We start from the raw sequence: 16,327 nt of genomic DNA, 5'->3' as shown, positions 1-16,327 counted from the left end.
CTTCTGCCTCTGCCTCTGCCTCTGCCTTTGCCTTTGCCTTTGCCCACCGTCGCGCCCGCAGCGACGCCCATCGCCCACAATGGCGCGTTTCCCGTTCAAAATGCCACCCGCCCCGCCGCCAAGGCCGTGCCAGGACGCCGACCCGTGACCCCGAACAAGACCGCGGACCAAGCCGCGCAGCGCGCCGCCGCATTGCGCGCCCAGCTCGAAGACGCCAACTACCGCTACTACGTCCTCGACGACCCGACCCTGGCCGACGCCGATTACGACCGTCTGCTGCGCGAGCTGGAGGCGCTGGAGGCCGCGCACCCCGAGCTGGCCTCGGTCGATTCGCCGACCCAGCGCGTCGGCAGCTCGCCTTCGGGCCAGTTCGACGAGGTCCGCCACGCGGTGCCGATGCTGTCGCTGGGCAACGCCTTCAGCGACGAGGAAGTGGCCGACTTCGTGCGCAAGATCGTCGAGCGCCTGGACGTGGAAGCGCCCGAGTTCTCGGTCGAGCCCAAGCTCGACGGCCTGGCGATCAGCCTGCGCTACGAGGGCGGCCACTTCGTCCAGGGCGCGACCCGCGGCGACGGCGCCACCGGCGAGGACGTCACCGCCAACCTGCGCACGGTCAAGGCGATCCCGATGAAGCTGCGCGGCGAAGGCTGGCCGCCGGTGCTGGAAGTCCGCGGCGAGGTCTACATGCCGCTGGCCGCGTTCAAGGCCTACAACGAGAAAGCGCTGCGCGACGGCGGCAAAGTCCTGGCCAACCCGCGCAACGGCGCCGCCGGCTCGCTGCGCCAGCTCGACCCGCGCATCACCGCGCAGCGGCCGCTGGCGTTCTACGCCTACGCCGTCGGCGTGGTCGAAGGCTACGAGCTGCCGCCCAGCCATTCGGCGACCCTGCAGCAGTTGCGCGAATGGGGCTTCCCGGTCAGCGCCGAAAGCGGCGTGGTCGCCGGCACCGAAGGCCTGCTCGGCTATTACCGGCAGATGGGCGCCAAGCGCGACGCGCTGCCGTTCGACATCGACGGCGTGGTCTACAAGCTCGACGATTACGCCGGCCAGCGCGAGATGGGCTTCGTTTCGCGCGCGCCGCGCTGGGCGATCGCGCACAAGTTCCCGGCCCAGGAGCAATCGACGGTGCTGGAAGGCATCGACATCCAGATCGGTCGCACCGGCGCGGCGACCCCGGTGGCGCGGCTGCGCCCGGTGCAGGTCGCCGGGGTGGTGGTGACCAATGCGACCCTGCACAACGCCGACCAGATCGCCCGCCTCGACGTGCGCATCGGCGACACCGTGATCGTGCGCCGCGCCGGCGACGTGATTCCGGAAATCGTCCGGGTGGTGCCCGAGTACCGCGACCCGCACGCGCCGGAATGGCGCATGCCCGAAGTCTGCCCGGTGTGCGGCTCGGAGATCGTGCGCGAAGAGGACGGAGTGGTGTGGCGCTGCTCCGGCGAGCTGACCTGCGCCGCGCAGCGCAAGGAAGCGATCCGCCATTTCGCCTCGCGCCGGGCGATGGACATCGAGGGCCTGGGCGACCGCTACATCGAAGACCTGTCCGACCTGGGCTATCTGCAGTCGGTGGCCGACCTGTACAAGCTCGAACTGGCCGACCTGCTGGAAATGAAGCGCCGCGCCGACGAGCGCGACGGCACCACCCCGGAGACGGTCAAGGCCGGCAAGGTCGCGACCAAGTGGGCCGACAACCTGCTCGAGGCCATCGATCACAGCCGCAACACCACCCTGGAGCGCTTCCTGTTCGCGCTCGGCATCCAGCACGTCGGCGAGAGCACGGCCAAAGCGCTGGCGCTGTGGTTCGGCGAGCTCGAACTGGTTCGCCGTCTGCCCTGGCCGCTGTTCAAGCGGGTGCCCGACATCGGCGGCGAAGTCGCGCGTTCGCTGGGCCATTTCTTCGACCAGCCCGGCAACCAGCAGGTGATCGACGATCTGCTGCAGCGCGAAGTGAAGATCGGCGACGCCCATCCGCCGACGCCGAAGCTGCGCGAGGGCCTCAACCTGGCCACGCTGCTGGTCGACATGGAGATCCCCAAGGTCACCAAGATCCGCGCCGATCAGCTCGCCACCGCGTTCGGCGACGCGCACAAGCTGCTGGACGCACCCGAGCACGCCTACATCACCGCCGGCCTTCCGGCCGACAGCGCCCAGGCCCTGGCCTCGTGGTTGAGCGTGGACGAGAACGCGCAGTTGCTGACCCGGGTCGGCGAGGCGCTGGCGCAACTGGATGCCCTGACTCCGGCCGCCTCGGCGACGGCGAGCGGACCGCTCGACGGCCAGACCGCGGTGCTGACCGGCACCCTGACCGCGCTGACCCGCGACGAGGCCAAGGTGCGGTTGGAAGCGCTGGGCGCCAAGGTCGCCGGCAGCGTGTCGAAGAAGACCGCGTTCGTGGTCGCCGGCGAGGCGGCCGGTTCCAAGCTCGACAAGGCCCAGGAACTGGGCGTCGAGGTCTGGGACGAAGCGCGCCTGCTGGCGTTCCTGGCCGAAAACGAATGAGCGCCACCGGCACGCCGGCATCGTGGCGGCCTTCGGCCTCGTTCGAGGCGCTGCGTCTGCGCGCGCGCCTCAACGCCGCGCTGCGCGCGTTCTTCGCCGAGCGCGGCGTGACCGAGGTCGAGACCCCGGTGATGTCGATGGCCGGCAACACCGACCCCAACATCGCTTCGTTCTCGTTGCAGTTCAGCGGCCGCACCGACGGCGCGCCGCGCACCCGCTGGCTGCGCACCTCGCCGGAGTTCGCGCTCAAGCGCTTGCTCGCAGCCGGTTTCGGCGACTGCTACGAACTCGGGCGGGTGTTCCGCGACGGCGAAGCCGGCGGCCGCCACAACCCCGAGTTCACCATGCTCGAGTGGTACCGGCTCGGCTGGGACCATCGCCGCCTGATCGGCGAGACCGCCGAACTGGTGCGCGCCGCGCTGGCCCTGGTCGGGCGCGAGGCGAGCCTGGAAACGGTCAGCTATCGCGAGCTGTACCGCGACCGGCTCGGCCTGGATCCGTTCGTCGCCGACGAAGGGGAACTGCGCGCCGCGCTGGGCGAGGTGGTCATCGATCCGCAGGGACTCACTCGCGACGATTGGCTCGACCTGCTGATGACCCACCGCCTGCAACCGGGCTTCGCCGCCGATCGCCTGCTGGCGGTGTGCGACTACCCGGCCTCGCAGTGCGCGCTGGCGCGCTTGCGCGACGACGGCGACGGCCAGCCCGTGGCCGAGCGGTTCGAGCTGTATCTGGGGCCGCTGGAATTGGCCAACGGCTACCACGAACTGGCCGACGCGGCCGAGCAGGGCGCCCGTTTCGATCGCGACCGCGCCCTGCGCGGCGAACGCGGCGAGCCCGCGCCGCCGCGCGACCAGGCCTTGCTCGACGCGCTGGCGGCGGGGTTTCCCGATTGCGCCGGGGTCGCGCTCGGGGTCGACCGGCTGCTGATGGCGATGCTCGGCACCGGCCGCATCGGCGAGGCGCTGGCGTTCGACTTCACGCGTGCTTGATGGCGATGAATCCCCCTGAACCGTGCAGGTTCGCGTTGCATGCCGACGCCGCGTTTTGATTGCAAGTTAATCCAACCCGGTTAGAGTGAACGCATCAGGTGTGGGGGGCCATGCATGCGTAGTGTGATAGCCGCGATCCATGTGCTGGCGTTCGCGGGCTTGGCCTGCGCGACCGGCGTGGCGCGTGCCGAACCGGTCGGAGAACGCTTGTACGGCGGGCGCCTGTTGCGCTGCGCCTCCAGTGGCGAGGAAGTGGTGCGTTGCCCGGCCGATACCCGCGAAGGCGTGCGCCTGGTGCGGCGTACCTCCGGCAAGCCCTGCGTCGAAGGCACCAGTTGGGGCGCGGACCGCGGCGGGGTGTGGGTGACCCAGGGCTGCGCCGCCGATTTCGTGCTCGGCAAGGGCGGCAGCGGTCGCGACAGCACCGCCGGCGCGCGGGTGATCAAATGCGAATCGCGCGGCGGGCGCTGGAACCATTGCCCGGCGCGCATCGTCGACGGCGTGGCGCTGGCCCAGCAGTTGTCCAAGCAGCCCTGCCTGCGCAACCAGACCTGGGGCGCGGACGAGCGGGGCGTGTGGGTCGCCGGCGGTTGCCGGGCGGAGTTCCGCCTGATCGGCAGCGAGCAGGCGGCCGCGCCCGCGGCCGCGGTGCCGCTGCCGCACAAGGCCATGCTGCGCTGCGAGTCCCAGGACCGCCGCGCGCGCCGTTGCGACGGCGACACCGGCCAGGGGGTGCGCCTGGTCAAGCAGTTGTCGAATTCCGAATGCGTCGAGGGCCGCAGCTGGGGCTACGACGCCCATGGAGTCTGGGTCGAGGACGGCTGCCGCGCCGAATTCGAGCTGGATTACCGCCGCGGCGGCGGTTGAGCGATGCCGCCGGCCGGCCTTGGGATCGGCCTCCGGCTCTGCGACCGACGGCGCATGGCGCAGTGCGCCATTGGCGGCACACTAGGCGGCGAGTGAATGGAGCCGCAACGTCCTGCCTGAGCGTATCGCCGGTCACGGAAATCTTGAGCTGACGTTAAGCGGCTTCAGCTAGAGTCCTCGGCACATTGACAAGGAGCACGCACATGTCCGCACGTATCGTTTCCGGATTCGGTCTGCTGGTCGGTCTGGGCCTCGGCCTGGCCGCGCCGGTCCAAGCCGCGCCGCAGTACGACGACTACTACGGCGATAACGGCACCTTCCGCTGCGAATCCGACGGCAACCGCCAGCAGCGCTGCGACGCCGACACGCGCGGCGGGGTGCAACTGGTCCGCCAGCTGTCCAAGTCGTCCTGCATCCAGGGCCGTACCTGGGGCTACGACCGCTATGGCGTGTGGGTGACCGACGGTTGCCGCGCCGAATTCGCCTCCGGGCGCGGCGGCGGCGGTTGGAACGGCGGCGGTGGCGGTGGCGGCTGGAACGGCGGTGGCGGCGGCTGGGGCGGTGGCGGCGGCGGTTGGGGCGGCGGTCAGGAGATCAGCTGCGAGTCGAACAACAACCGCCAGAACCGCTGCAACATGACCGTGCGCCGCGACGTGCGCCTGCTGCGCCAGAACTCCGGCTCGCCGTGCATCGAAGGCCAGACCTGGGGTTGGGACCGCAGCGGCGTGTGGGTGTCCAACGGCTGCCGCGGCCGCTTTATGGTCAACTGAGCCGGTCACCCGTGATCGGCCCGCGACGCCTCCGCTGCCCCGCAGCGGGGGCGTCGTCGTTTGCGGCCGGCTCGGTTCCGGCCGGCTCGGTTCCGTCAGTCCCCATCTGCTGCCTCCCAGCCGCCATCTCCTCGCTAAAGCCGGCAACACGCATCGGCTAAACTAGCCGGATGAACGACGCCATCGATTTCGACCGCTACGACCGCATCCGCCCGATCCGCTGGACCGGCGAGGCCCTGGAACTGCTCGACCAGCGCAAGCTGCCGTTCGCGGTGGAATACGTGCGCTGCGAGGACAGCGACGCGGTCGCCGCGGCGATCCACGCCCTGACCGTGCGCGGCGCGCCGGCGATCGGCATCGCCGCTGCCTGGGGCACGGTGCTGGCGGCGCGCACGATCGACGCGACCGACGGCGCCGCAGCCTTGGCCGCGATCGAACCGGCGATGCAGCGGCTCAATGCGGCGCGCCCGACAGCGGTCAATCTGGCCTGGGCGCTGGCGCGGATGCGCCGGGCGCTGGCGCCGGCCGGCGCCGACTGGCGCGAGCTACTGGAGCGCGAGGCCCAGGCCATCGCCGACGAGGACCTGGCCGCGAACCGGCGCATGGGCGCGCTCGGCGCGGCGCTGATCGAGCCCGGCAGCGGCGTGCTGACTCATTGCAACACCGGCTCGCTGGCCACCGCCGGCTTCGGCACTGCGCTCGGCGTGATCCGCGCCGGCGTGGCCCAGGGCCGGATCGAGCAGGTGTTCGCCGGCGAGACCCGGCCCTGGCTGCAGGGCGCGCGGCTGACCGTATGGGAGCTGGAGCAGGACGGCATCGCCCCGACCCTGATCGCCGACGCCGCCGCCTCGCACCTGATGAAGAGCGGCAAGGTGCGCTGGGTGATCGTCGGCGCCGACCGCATCTGCGCCAACGGCGACACCGCCAACAAGATCGGCACCTACCAGCTGGCGATCGCCGCCCGCCACCACGGGGTCAAGTTCATGGTCGCCGCGCCGTCGTCGACGGTGGACATGGACACCGCCAGCGGCGATGCGATCGAGATCGAAGAGCGCGACCCCGGCGAACTGTTCGCGGTCGGCGGCCAGCGCACCGCGGCGGAACGGGTCGGCGCCTGGAATCCGGTGTTCGACGTCACCCCGCACGAGCTGATCGACGCCATCGTCACCGAGCGCGGGGTGATCGAGCGCCCGGACGCGGCGGCGATGAAGGCCGCCTTCGGCTGAGCCGACGCGCCCGCGGGAGCGGAGGCGGGCGGGTTTCGCCGCGCTCCTCCCCAACCCGTCATGCCCGCGCAGGCGGGCTTCCAGCGACTTCAGCGTCCTGCCTCGATGAAGCCCTGGGTTCCCGCGTTCGCGGGAACGACGGTAGGCGGGTTTCGTCGCGCTCTCGCCCAAACCCGTCATGCCCGCGCACGCGGGCATCCAGAGCTTCAGCGTCCTGCCTCGATGAAGTCCTGGGTTCCCGCGTTCGCGGGAACGACGGCGGGTGGGTTTCGTCGCGGCCCCTGGGCTCGTCATGCCCGCGCAGGCGGGCATCCAGAGACTTCAGCGCCATGCCTCGCTAAAGCCCGGGTTCCTGCCTGCGCGGGAGCGACCCCGGCCGGGCTGTGCGGCCGCGCCTCGCCGAGGCTCGGACGACACCGCTTCGCACGGCCCGCGCCGCGATGCTGCAACGCAGCTGAAAATCACATCCAAGTGCTTGTTTCTGCGTGGGAATCGCGCCCCTGTGCGACCGCGTTTCGTGCTATGATTTGCCGTCTCTTTGATGCCGCCCCGAGCGAGCTGCAGGACAGGCCCGCCGGGGTGCTGTTTTCGGCTTTCACCTCGGCGTTCCGCACGGAACGCCGAGGCCCGCGCGGGGCGGTCGAACCACCGCCCGCAACGGAACCCTGATGGCCGAACTCGCCAAGGAAATCATCCAGGTCAATCTCGAAGACGAGATGCGCCGCAGCTACCTCGATTACGCGATGAGCGTGATCGTCGGCCGCGCGCTCCCCGACGTGCGAGACGGCCTCAAGCCGGTGCATCGTCGCGTGCTGTACGCGATGAACGAACTCGGCACGCACGCCAACAAGCCGCACTTCAAGTCGGCGCGTATCGTCGGCGACGTGATCGGTAAGTACCACCCGCACGGCGACCAGTCGGTGTACGACACTCTGGTGCGCATGGCGCAGCCGTTCTCGCTGCGCTACCTGCTGGTCGACGGCCAGGGCAACTTCGGTTCGGTCGACGGCGACGACGCCGCGGCGATGCGATACACCGAGGCGCGGATGACGCGCCTGACCCACGAGTTGCTGGCCGACATCGACAAGGAAACCGTCGATTTCCAGCCCAACTACGACGAAAAGGAACTCGAGCCCACGGTCCTGCCGACCCGGGTGCCGAACCTGCTGGTCAACGGCTCGGCCGGCATCGCGGTCGGCATGGCGACCAACATCCCGCCGCACAATCTGGTCGAGGTGGTCAACGCCACCATTGCCCTGATCGACGAGCCAGAGATCGACGTCGACGGCCTGATGGCGCACATCCCGGGCCCTGACTTCCCGACCGCGGGCATCATCAACGGCACCGCCGGCATCGTCGCCGCCTACCGCACCGGCCGCGGCCGCGTGCGCATGCGCGCGCGCGCCGAGATCGAGGTCAACCAGGACACCGGCCGCGAGGCGATCGTCGTCACCGAGATCCCGTACCAGGTCAACAAGGCCCGCCTGATCGAGAAGATCGCCGAGCTGGTCAAGGAGAAGAGGCTCGAAGGCATCAGCGAGCTGCGCGACGAGTCCGACAAGGACGGCATGCGCATCTTCATCGAGGTCAAGCGCGGCGAGTCGGCCGAAGTGGTGCTCAACAACCTCTATCAGCAGACGCAGATGGAGTCGGTGTTCGGCATCAACATGGTCGCCCTGGTCGACGGCCGTCCGCAGCTGCTGACCCTGAAGCAGGTGCTGGAAGCCTTCGTCCGCCACCGCCGCGAGGTGGTGACCCGCCGCACCATCTTCGAACTGCGCAAGGCGCGCCAGCGCGCGCACATCTTGGAAGGCCTGACGGTCGCGCTCGCCAACATCGACGAGATGATCGAGCTGATCAAGACCTCGGCGAACCCGAACGAAGCGCGCGAGCGCATGCTGGCCAAGACCTGGGAACCGGGCCTGGTCGGCGCGCTGCTGGCCGCCGCCGGTTCGGAGGCCTCGCGTCCGGAAGACCTGCCGCCGGGCGTCGGTTTCGCCGACGGCCGCTACCAGCTGACCGAGGTCCAGGCCAACCAGATCCTGGAAATGCGCCTGCACCGCCTGACCGGGTTGGAGCAGGAAAAGCTGACCGAAGAGTACCGCCAGCTGCTCGACGCGATCCGCGGCCTGATCGAGATCCTCGAGAACCCGGACGTGCTGCTCGACGTCATCCGCACCGAGCTGCGCAACCTCAAGGAAGAATTCGGCGACGAGCGCCGCAGCGAAATCCGCGCCAGCGAGGAAGACCTCGACATCCTCGACCTGATCGCGCCGGAAGACGTGGTGGTGACCCTGTCCCACGCCGGCTACGCCAAGCGCCAGCCGGTCAGCGCCTACCGCGCGCAGAAGCGCGGCGGCAAGGGCCGCAACGCCGCCGCGACCAAGGACGAGGATTTCATCGACAAGCTGTGGCTGGTCAACACCCACGACACGCTGCTGACCTTCACCAGCACCGGTCGGGTGTTCTGGCTGCCGGTGCACCAGCTGCCGGAAGCCGGGCCGAACGCGCGCGGCCGCCCGATCATCAACTGGCTGGCGCTGGAAGCCGGCGAGCAGGTGCAGGCGGTGCTGCCGGTGCGCAGCTACGACGAAAACCATTTCGTGTTCTTCGCCACCCGCAACGGCCGGGTCAAGAAGACCCCGCTGACCGAGTTCGCGTTCAAGCTCGCCCGCGGCAAGATCGCGATCAACCTCGACGAGGGCGACGCCCTGGTCGACGTGGCCCTGACCGACGGCGCGCGCGACGTGATGCTGTTCGCCTCCAACGGCCGCGCCTCGCGCTTCGCCGAGTCGACCGTGCGGCCGATGGGCCGTACTGCCGGCGGCGTGCGCGGCATGCGCCTGCTCGCGGCCAGCGACTCCGACGCCGACGACGCGGCCGCGCCCGAGGGCGATGCCGAGGCCGCCGACGCGCCGAACGACAGCGGCACGGTGGTGGTGAGCCTGGTGGTGGTCGACGGCGACGGCGACATCCTCACCGCCAGCGAGCGCGGTTACGGCAAGCGCACGGCGATCGAGGAATACCCGCGCAAGGGCCGCGGCACCCAGGGCGTGATCGCGTTGAAGACCACCGAGCGCAACGGCGCCCTGGTCGGCGCGATCCAGCTCAGCGATCATCACGAAGTGCTGATGATCTCCGACGGCGGCACCTTGGTGCGCACCCGCGCCGCCGAGATCTCGCAGGTCGGCCGCAACACCCAGGGCGTGACCCTGATGCGGCTGTCGGAAGGCGAGAGCCTGCAGACCATCGAACGCGTCGACGCCTCGCTGGACGAGGCCGAAGAGGGCGGCGAGGGCGAGCCGGCGATCGCGGCGGACGAAGCCGCGACCCATCCGGCGGCGGAATCGCCGGCGCCGGAGGCCTGATGGCGTAGCGTGATCGCGAAAAACGCCGCCTTCGGGCGGCGTTTTTCGTTGCGGTCGAACTCTTGTAGGAGCGGCGTGAGCCGCGACAGCCGAAGCGGTTTACGTGAGCGTCGCTTCCGAAGGTCATGCATACGGCGTCGATGATCCGGGGCATCCGGGCTTCGGATCTTGCGCCTGGGTAAAGCGCTTTGGCTGTCGCGGCTTATGACCGTAGGGAAATCCCGTAGTACGTCGCTCCTACGGTGAGGCGCGATTGCGGCGAGCGTCGGCGCGGTGCTAGCGTGCTGCGACTTCCGCCACGGGACTGCCCCATGAACCAGCTCGCGCTTTGCCTTGCGACCCCGTTCGTCTTCGCCGCCGGCGCCGCGACGGCCGCGCCGACGACCTACGAGATCGATCCCAGCCATACCTATCCGAGCTTCGAAGCCGACCACATGGGCGTGTCGGTGTGGCGCGGCAAGTTCAACAAGTCCAAGGGCAGCGTGGTGCTGGACAAGCAGGCCGGTACCGGCACGGTCGAGATCGTGGTCGACACCGCCAGCATCGACTTCGGCCACGACGGAATGAACGAGCACGCCAACAAGCCGGACCTGTTCGATACCGCCAAGTTCCCGACCGCGATCTACAAGGGCAAGCTGGCCGGCTTCGAGAACGGCGCGCCGACCAAGGCGGTCGGCGAGTTGACCCTGCGCGGGGTGACCAGGCCTGTGGAACTGAAGATCAACAAGTTCAAGTGCATGCCGCATCCGAGGCTCAAGCGCGAGCTGTGCGGCGCCGACGCCAGCGCGCAGTTCCAGCGCGACCAGTTCGGCATGGATGCGGGCAAGGACTGGGGCTTCGACATGGGCGTGACCCTGCGCATTCAGGTCGAGGCGGTGGCTAAAGCCGATGCGAAGGCCGAGGCGAAAACCAGCGAATGAACCGCGATTCGCGCATTCAGAAAACGCCGCCTGCGGGCGGCGTTTTGCTATGAGGCGCGTCGGCCTTTGTAGGAGCGGCGTCCCGCGGGATTTCCTCCGGTCAGAGCCGCGACAGCCGCAGCAGCGGTCGCAAGCGCACCATCCGAAGACCCGACAGTAGGCTCCGGCCGCCCGAAGCGATGCGGTTTCCGGGCTTCGGCTGGTGCGCTTTCGCCACGCACGGCGGCGGTCGCCGCTCATGACCGGAGGAAATCCCGCTGGACACCGTTTCCATAGGGGCAACGGCATGTCGAATTTCGCCGGCTTGGTTCGTCGTTGAGACGAGCCACCCTTACCAGCGTTGCTGTGCCGCAGTTCGCGGCCGGCACCGGCGCATGGCGCTATGGTGGCGATGCACGGCGGCGCCCGATGCGGCGGCGCCGTCCGGTTCCTGACTACGGGGATGCCCCCGATCGGAGGAGTGATGAGCTACGTCGATGGTTATGTCCTGCCGGTGCCGAAGGCCAATGTCGCGGCCTACCGCAAGCTGGCGCGCAAGGCCGGCAAGATCTGGATGGAGCATGGCGCGTTGCAGTACGTCGAAACGATCGCCGACGACGTCAAGCCGGGAAAAACCACCTCGTTTCCGCAGAGCGTGAAGCTCAAGCCGGACGAGACGGTGGCGTTCTCATGGATCGTGTTCAAGTCGCGCAAGCATCGCGACAAGGTCAATGCGCTGGTGATGAAGGATCCGCGCCTGGACGGGATGGCGCCGGAGGCGATGCCGTTCGACATGAAACGGATGATTTTCGGCGGGTTCAAGCCGATCGTTCGGTTCTGAGGCGAGGGGCTGCGGCCGCTTCGTTTTTTGCGGGCGAGCAAGAGCAACAGCAAGAGCAAGAGCAAGAGCAAATCCCCCCTGACCCCCCTTTTTCAAAGGGGGGAAGCGTGGGCTTGCGCAAGCGCGAGGGCGCTCGTGATTCAGCGAAGTTCCCAGGCGCAGAACCCCAACCTCGATCCCAGCCCCAATCCCTGATCCCTGATCCCTGATCCCGAATCCCGAATCCCGAATCCCGAAAAGAAACCCCGGCCGAAGCCGGGGTTTCTTTTGGTTCGCGTCGCTAAACGCCTGCTGCGATCAGAACGTGATGCTCCACGTATCGATGCGGCCGGTGTCGAGGTTGGCGTTGTCGTTCACGCGCAGCTTCCAGGTGCCGTTGAGCGGTTCGCTGGAGAGGTTGAACGTGTAGGTGCCGGTGACGTTGTCGGCGCTGCCGCCGCTGCGGTTGGTGATGTTGTACAGCGAACCGTCCGGCGCCACCAGGTCGACCTTCAGGTCGCCGCGGTAGGTGTGGATGATGTTCACCGAGACCGAGGCGTTGGTCGGCGCGTTGCCGGTACGGCCGGAGACCGTGATCGGGCTGTCGACGGTGGCGTTGTCGTTGATCGCGTAGTCGGTGCCGTTGGTGTACGTGGTGCCCGGACCCGGGCCCGGGCCGCCGGGGCAGTCGACGCCGACGGTCAGGAACGCGTCGGAGACGTCGGCCACGGTGTAGCCCAGGTCGGTGGCCGCCTTCTCGACGCCGCAGGCGCCGTTGTTGAAGTCGGTGCTCGGGGTCCAGTAGTCCTTGTTCGCCTTGGCGAAGGCCTTGAACGCCTTCGGCGTATCCCAGCCGGCCTTCTTCGACAGCAGGTAGAACGCGCGGTTGTACACGCCGGACGAGTAATGCACGTCCATGCCGCTGGTGTAGTTGCTGGCGTGGCCGATCGAACGGCCGTCGCGGGTCGGGTCGTCCATGTAGCGCAGCGCGCCGGTGGCCTTGAAGATCTGCGCGCCGACCAGGTAGTCGTTGCTGCCCTTCATGAAGAACTCGGCCGCTTCGCCGGCGATGTCGGAGAAGGCTTCGTTGATGCCGCCCGACTGGCCGGAGTAGATCAGGCCCGACTGCTGCTCGGTGAAGCCGTGCGAGACTTCGTGCGCCGACACGTCCAGGCTGACCAGCGGGTAGAAGCGCGTGGCGCCGTCGCCGAAGGTCATCGCCGAGCCGTCCCAGAACGCGTTCTCGTAGCTGTTGCTGTAGTGCACGCGCATGGTCAGCTGGAACGTCAGCGGCGGCAGGCCGACGTAGCTGTTGTACATGTCGAACACGACCTTGCCGAAGTAATGCGCGTCGTTCAGCGGCGAGTAGGCGCCGTTGATGGTCTTGACCGTGTTGCGCGGGCAGGTGTACGAGAACGCCGTGCTGCCGCTGGTGCCGTGATTGAGGTTCACGGTCTTCACGTTGGTGTTGTTCATCGTGCAGGTGCTGCCACTCTGCGCGACATCGTTGTAGCCGTAGTTGGTGCCGTATTCGTACTGGCCGGTCTTCTGGTTGCCGCCCGGGCCGGTGCCGATCAGGGCGTGGTTCAGGCCTTCCCACTGCTTGAGAACCTTGCCGCTGTTGGCGTCGACGACGACGAACGGACGGGTCGGCTCGCCGCCCTTGGCGGCGTCGGCGAAGTAGTTGACCACGTAGGCCATGTGGGCGCGGCCGTTGTCGTCGATGTAGATCATCTGACGGCTGCTTTCGTTGCGGGTCTGCAGCGCCGAGGCGCGCTTGCCCAGCACGGCGCTCTTGGCCACGCTCAGCGCCTGGGCCGAGCTCAGCTTCGGCGCGGTGGCCGGCAGTTCGGCGGCCAGGCCTTCGACCGAGCGGCCGAACAGGGTGCGCACGTTGCCCTGGGCGTCTTCGCTGACCACCACGTGCTCGCCGAACACCGGCACGCCGCGGAAGGTCTGCTGATAGCGGTAGTTGCGCGCGCCGTTGCCGTCCTGGCTGCTCTTGAGCTGGACCAGCGAGGAGTCGGCGTCGAGCGCGATCAGTTCGGCGTGGCGCACGTTGGCTTTGGCGGCGGCGCCGGACTTGGCGACGGCGGCACGGTACTGCTGGTTGAGCTTGGCGACGTCCTTGCTGTGCAGGTCCACGCGCTGGGCCGCGCCGGCGGCGCCGGAGACGAGAGCGAGCGACAGGGCGAAGGACAGGGCATGCAGGCTCGGCGATACGTAGCGATTCACTGGTGTAACCCCCGAAACGAGTTGGATGGAGGCCGCGGGCGCGGCCGGCTCTCATTGCTCGTGCATCCGCTCCCCCGTAGCCCGTCGCGCGACGACGCGCATGGCAGTCCCTGCCTTGGCGCCAGCGCTGGCGAACCTCGTGCGGATACCGCGCTGACGCGTCGCGCGGCGGACGGCACGCTAGGGGCGGGGCGAAAAAGCCGTCAACGGCGGCTACGGAGGTCACATAGCGAATGCGACCTGTGCGGGCTGCGCCGCAACATGATTTCGTCTGAAATCGTTCTGTCATCGGCTTTGCGCGGTTTGGCGGTTGGGTTTTGTCGCGCGAAGCGGGTGTAATAATGTTTCGAATAATATGCTGCGCCGCAGCAATGTATTGCGTCCGCTGCGCGCCCGGTTATGCAACGGATCGGATTTTCGAATGTGATCGCGAGCGGATTTGTGCGGTTTTTGCGCGGTTTTCCGCACCAAGGCACGCTTGGCTGGGGGCGCGCCGGATTCGCGCGATGTCGCAGTTTCCGAATCCGAGCGAGTTTCCAGGGGCGGTTGTGATGCGGGTCCGGGCGATTCTGCAATCGTCCTCGCAGGCCGCGATCATTATCTTTGGGCATGAGCGGGCGAAAAGCCGGGCGCCAGCGGGGGCGAGTCCGCGCCGGCGGCTCGTACCGCCGGCGTCGGCACAAAAAAGAAGACCCGCGGCGCAGGCCGCGGGTCGAGGGTGGAACGGACCGGCTTAGTGGCCGCCGGTGCCGGTATGCCACAGCGGCACGCCGGCCGCGGTGTAGATCACCACGTTGCCGTCGTTCTGCATCAGCAACTGGGCCGAAGCCAGGCCGTGGGTGTTGCTGCTCCAGGTCGCGCGGGTGCTGTTGTAGATGACGAAGTTGCCGTCGGTCTGCAGGATCGCCGAACTCGGGCCGTAGCCGGCGGTGATCGAGGACCACAGGGCCTGGCCGCCCTGGGTATAGATCACCAGGTTGCCGTCGCTCTGCATGGCCAGGCTGAAGCGGCCGTCGCAGGAGGCCAGCGAGGTGTTGTTGTTGATGCCCTGGCCGGGCAGCAGGCGGCCGCAGGCGGTCGGACCGGGGAAGGTCGGCGGCGGCAGGGTGGAGCCGACCGCGGCGGCGGCGTCGACGATGCCGGTGCCGCAACCGCCGCTGCAGGAGCCGGGCAGGGGGCGGGCGGTGTTCTTGAGGATGGCCTCGATCTCGGCCGGGGTCTTGTTTGCGCGGCTGAGGATCAGCGCGGCGACGCCGGCCACGTGCGGCGCGGCCATCGAGGTGCCCTGGTACCAGGCGTAACCGCCGCCGCCGACGGTGGACAGCACGCCTTCGCTGGCGACCGCGGTCTCGCCGCCGGGCGCGGAGACGTCGATGCCGGCTCCGTAGTTCGAATAGACCGCGCGATTGCCGCCGATGTCGGTGGAGGCGACCGCGACCACGTTGGCGCAGTTGGCCGGACGGAAGCCGGACACGTTGCCGTTGCTGTTGCCGGCGGCGATCACCACCGTGGTGCCGCGCGACACCGCGCCGTTGATCGCGTTCTGATAGACCGCGTCGCAGACGCCGCTGCCGCCCAGGCTGAGGTTGATGACCTTGGCCGGGGTCGGGTTGGCCGGCACGCCCGGAACCGCGCCGCCGGAGGCCCAGACGATGGCGTCGGCGATGTCCGACAGGCTGCCGTAGCCGCCGTTGCCGAGCACCCGCAGCGGCTGCACCTTGGCGCCGTAGGCGACGCCGGCGACGCCGTTGCCGTTGTTGCTGACCGCCGCGACGGTACCGGCGACGTGGTTGCCGTGCTGGACGTTGGAGACGTCGGTCGGATCCGGATCGCGGCCGTTGCCGTCGCCGGAGCCGCCGGCGCCGGTGCTGGTGGAGGTGATGAAGTCGTAGCCGCCGACCAGGTTGCCGCTGAGGTCGCCATGGCTGATCGAGCCGCTGTCGATCACCGCCACCACCACGCCGTTGCCGTTGGCGTGGTCCCAGGCGCCGGGCAGGCGCAGGCCGCCGACGGCGTGGTGGTAGTGCCATTGCTGCGGGTAGAGCGGGTCGTTCGGGGTGGCGAAGGCCTGCATGCGCGCATCGACCTGGACCGATTCGACCTGCGGGTCGGCGGCCAGGCGGCGCAGCAGGGCGGCGGCCTGGACGCTGTCGAGGGCGAGGTCGCTGCCGACCACGTCGTAGTCCAGGGCCATCCGCCGTTGATGACGCAGTTTCACGCCGCGGCCGATGCTGGCGCCGACCGATCCGGCGGCGGCGTCGAGCCCGCGCTGGCGCGCGGCCGGGTCGCGGCGCTCGGCGGCGCCGTCCTGGTACTTGACGATGAAGCGGTCGTAACGCTCGCCGGAGGAAAGGCCGCTGAGGTCGGCCTGGCCGGCGGCGGCGGGCAGACTGAGGAACAAGGCGCCGGCGGTGGCGACGGCGAGGGCGCTGCGGTGCAGGGAACGACGGACGGTGGTGCCGGTCATGGGTGGTATCCCTTTGAGTGGATGGTGCAGTCCCGCGAGGCGCGGGCATCCATTCGCAGACAGGCAGCGGGCGAGTACGGCAATCCCTTGCGCGTCGCGAATCCCGGTGGCGACGTCGATCCGGGTCGCCAAGACGGCGCGCAGTCTAGGCAGGGCGGATCGGAGCGGCAGTGACGCCGGT

10 protein-coding genes are annotated in these 16,327 nt (G+C 68.9%); 8 read left to right on the top strand and 2 right to left on the bottom strand.

From position 1 onward, the window contains the following. Nucleotides 1–144 precede the first annotated feature (144 nt). The 8 genes from ligA to K4L06_RS18745 all read left to right on the top strand — a co-directional run bounded on the left by ligA (nt 145) and on the right by K4L06_RS18745 (nt 11,465). Entirely contained in the window at nt 145–2,502 is a 2,358-nt protein-coding gene (gene ligA, locus K4L06_RS18780) for an NAD-dependent DNA ligase LigA (protein WP_221672847.1), read from the top strand. Further along, nucleotides 2,499–3,494, top strand: coding sequence for an EF-P lysine aminoacylase EpmA (gene epmA, locus K4L06_RS18775; protein ID WP_221672846.1), 996 nt, complete (start codon nt 2,499–2,501; stop codon nt 3,492–3,494). The genes ligA and epmA overlap by 4 nt, the downstream gene beginning before the upstream one ends. Before the next feature lie 114 nt (nt 3,495–3,608). After that, nucleotides 3,609–4,361, top strand: coding sequence for a DUF3011 domain-containing protein (locus K4L06_RS18770; protein WP_221672845.1), 753 nt, complete (start codon nt 3,609–3,611; stop codon nt 4,359–4,361). Between the two features lie 203 nt (nt 4,362–4,564). Beyond that, nucleotides 4,565–5,131, top strand: coding sequence for a DUF3011 domain-containing protein (locus K4L06_RS18765; RefSeq protein WP_221672844.1), 567 nt, complete (start codon nt 4,565–4,567; stop codon nt 5,129–5,131). Between the two features lie 170 nt (nt 5,132–5,301). Continuing rightward, entirely contained in the window at nt 5,302–6,357 is a 1,056-nt protein-coding gene (mtnA, locus tag K4L06_RS18760) for an S-methyl-5-thioribose-1-phosphate isomerase (RefSeq protein ID WP_221672843.1), read from the top strand. A 668-nt stretch (nt 6,358–7,025) separates the two neighbouring features. Next, on the top strand, nt 7,026–9,725 hold the full coding sequence (gyrA, locus tag K4L06_RS18755; RefSeq protein WP_221672842.1) for a DNA gyrase subunit A: 2,700 nt from the start codon (nt 7,026–7,028) through the stop codon (nt 9,723–9,725). 311 nt (nt 9,726–10,036) lie between these two features. Beyond that, nucleotides 10,037–10,645, top strand: coding sequence for a YceI family protein (locus K4L06_RS18750; RefSeq protein WP_221672841.1), 609 nt, complete (start codon nt 10,037–10,039; stop codon nt 10,643–10,645). A gap of 463 nt (nt 10,646–11,108) precedes the next feature. Next, on the top strand, nt 11,109–11,465 hold the full coding sequence (locus K4L06_RS18745; protein WP_221673687.1) for a DUF1428 domain-containing protein: 357 nt from the start codon (nt 11,109–11,111) through the stop codon (nt 11,463–11,465). Between the two features lie 297 nt (nt 11,466–11,762). Here the strand turns inward: K4L06_RS18745 and K4L06_RS18740 are convergent, their stop codons facing one another. Both K4L06_RS18740 and K4L06_RS18735 read right to left on the bottom strand, forming a co-directional pair. Further along, nucleotides 11,763–13,679 (bottom strand): M4 family metallopeptidase, encoded by a 1,917-nt coding sequence (locus K4L06_RS18740; RefSeq protein ID WP_221672840.1) that lies wholly within the window; start codon nt 13,677–13,679, stop codon nt 11,763–11,765. Nucleotides 13,680–14,412: 733 nt separating this feature from the next. After that, entirely contained in the window at nt 14,413–16,146 is a 1,734-nt protein-coding gene (locus K4L06_RS18735; RefSeq protein ID WP_221672839.1) for a S8 family serine peptidase, read from the bottom strand. Nucleotides 16,147–16,327 lie beyond the last annotated feature (181 nt).

The organism is Lysobacter sp. BMK333-48F3 (assembly GCF_019733395.1).
Classification (GTDB): Bacteria; Pseudomonadota; Gammaproteobacteria; order Xanthomonadales; family Xanthomonadaceae; genus Lysobacter.
The sequence above is the reverse complement of the archived record's forward strand: the minus strand, read 5'-3'. Positions and strand labels throughout refer to the sequence as shown.

Bases quoted from the DNA above. Each gene is read 5' to 3' on its own strand.
- K4L06_RS18765 (WP_221672844.1), top strand. From the start codon at position 4,565: ATGTCCGCACGTATCGTTTCCGGATTCGGTCTGCTGGTCGGTCTGGGC.
- K4L06_RS18735 (WP_221672839.1), bottom strand. From the start codon at position 16,146: ATGACCGGCACCACCGTCCGTCGTTCCCTGCACCGCAGCGCCCTCGCC.
- epmA (WP_221672846.1), top strand. From the start codon at position 2,499: ATGAGCGCCACCGGCACGCCGGCATCGTGGCGGCCTTCGGCCTCGTTC.
- K4L06_RS18745 (WP_221673687.1), top strand. From the start codon at position 11,109: ATGAGCTACGTCGATGGTTATGTCCTGCCGGTGCCGAAGGCCAATGTC.
- gyrA (WP_221672842.1), top strand. From the start codon at position 7,026: ATGGCCGAACTCGCCAAGGAAATCATCCAGGTCAATCTCGAAGACGAG.
- mtnA (WP_221672843.1), top strand. From the start codon at position 5,302: ATGAACGACGCCATCGATTTCGACCGCTACGACCGCATCCGCCCGATC.
- K4L06_RS18770 (WP_221672845.1), top strand. From the start codon at position 3,609: ATGCGTAGTGTGATAGCCGCGATCCATGTGCTGGCGTTCGCGGGCTTG.
- K4L06_RS18750 (WP_221672841.1), top strand. From the start codon at position 10,037: ATGAACCAGCTCGCGCTTTGCCTTGCGACCCCGTTCGTCTTCGCCGCC.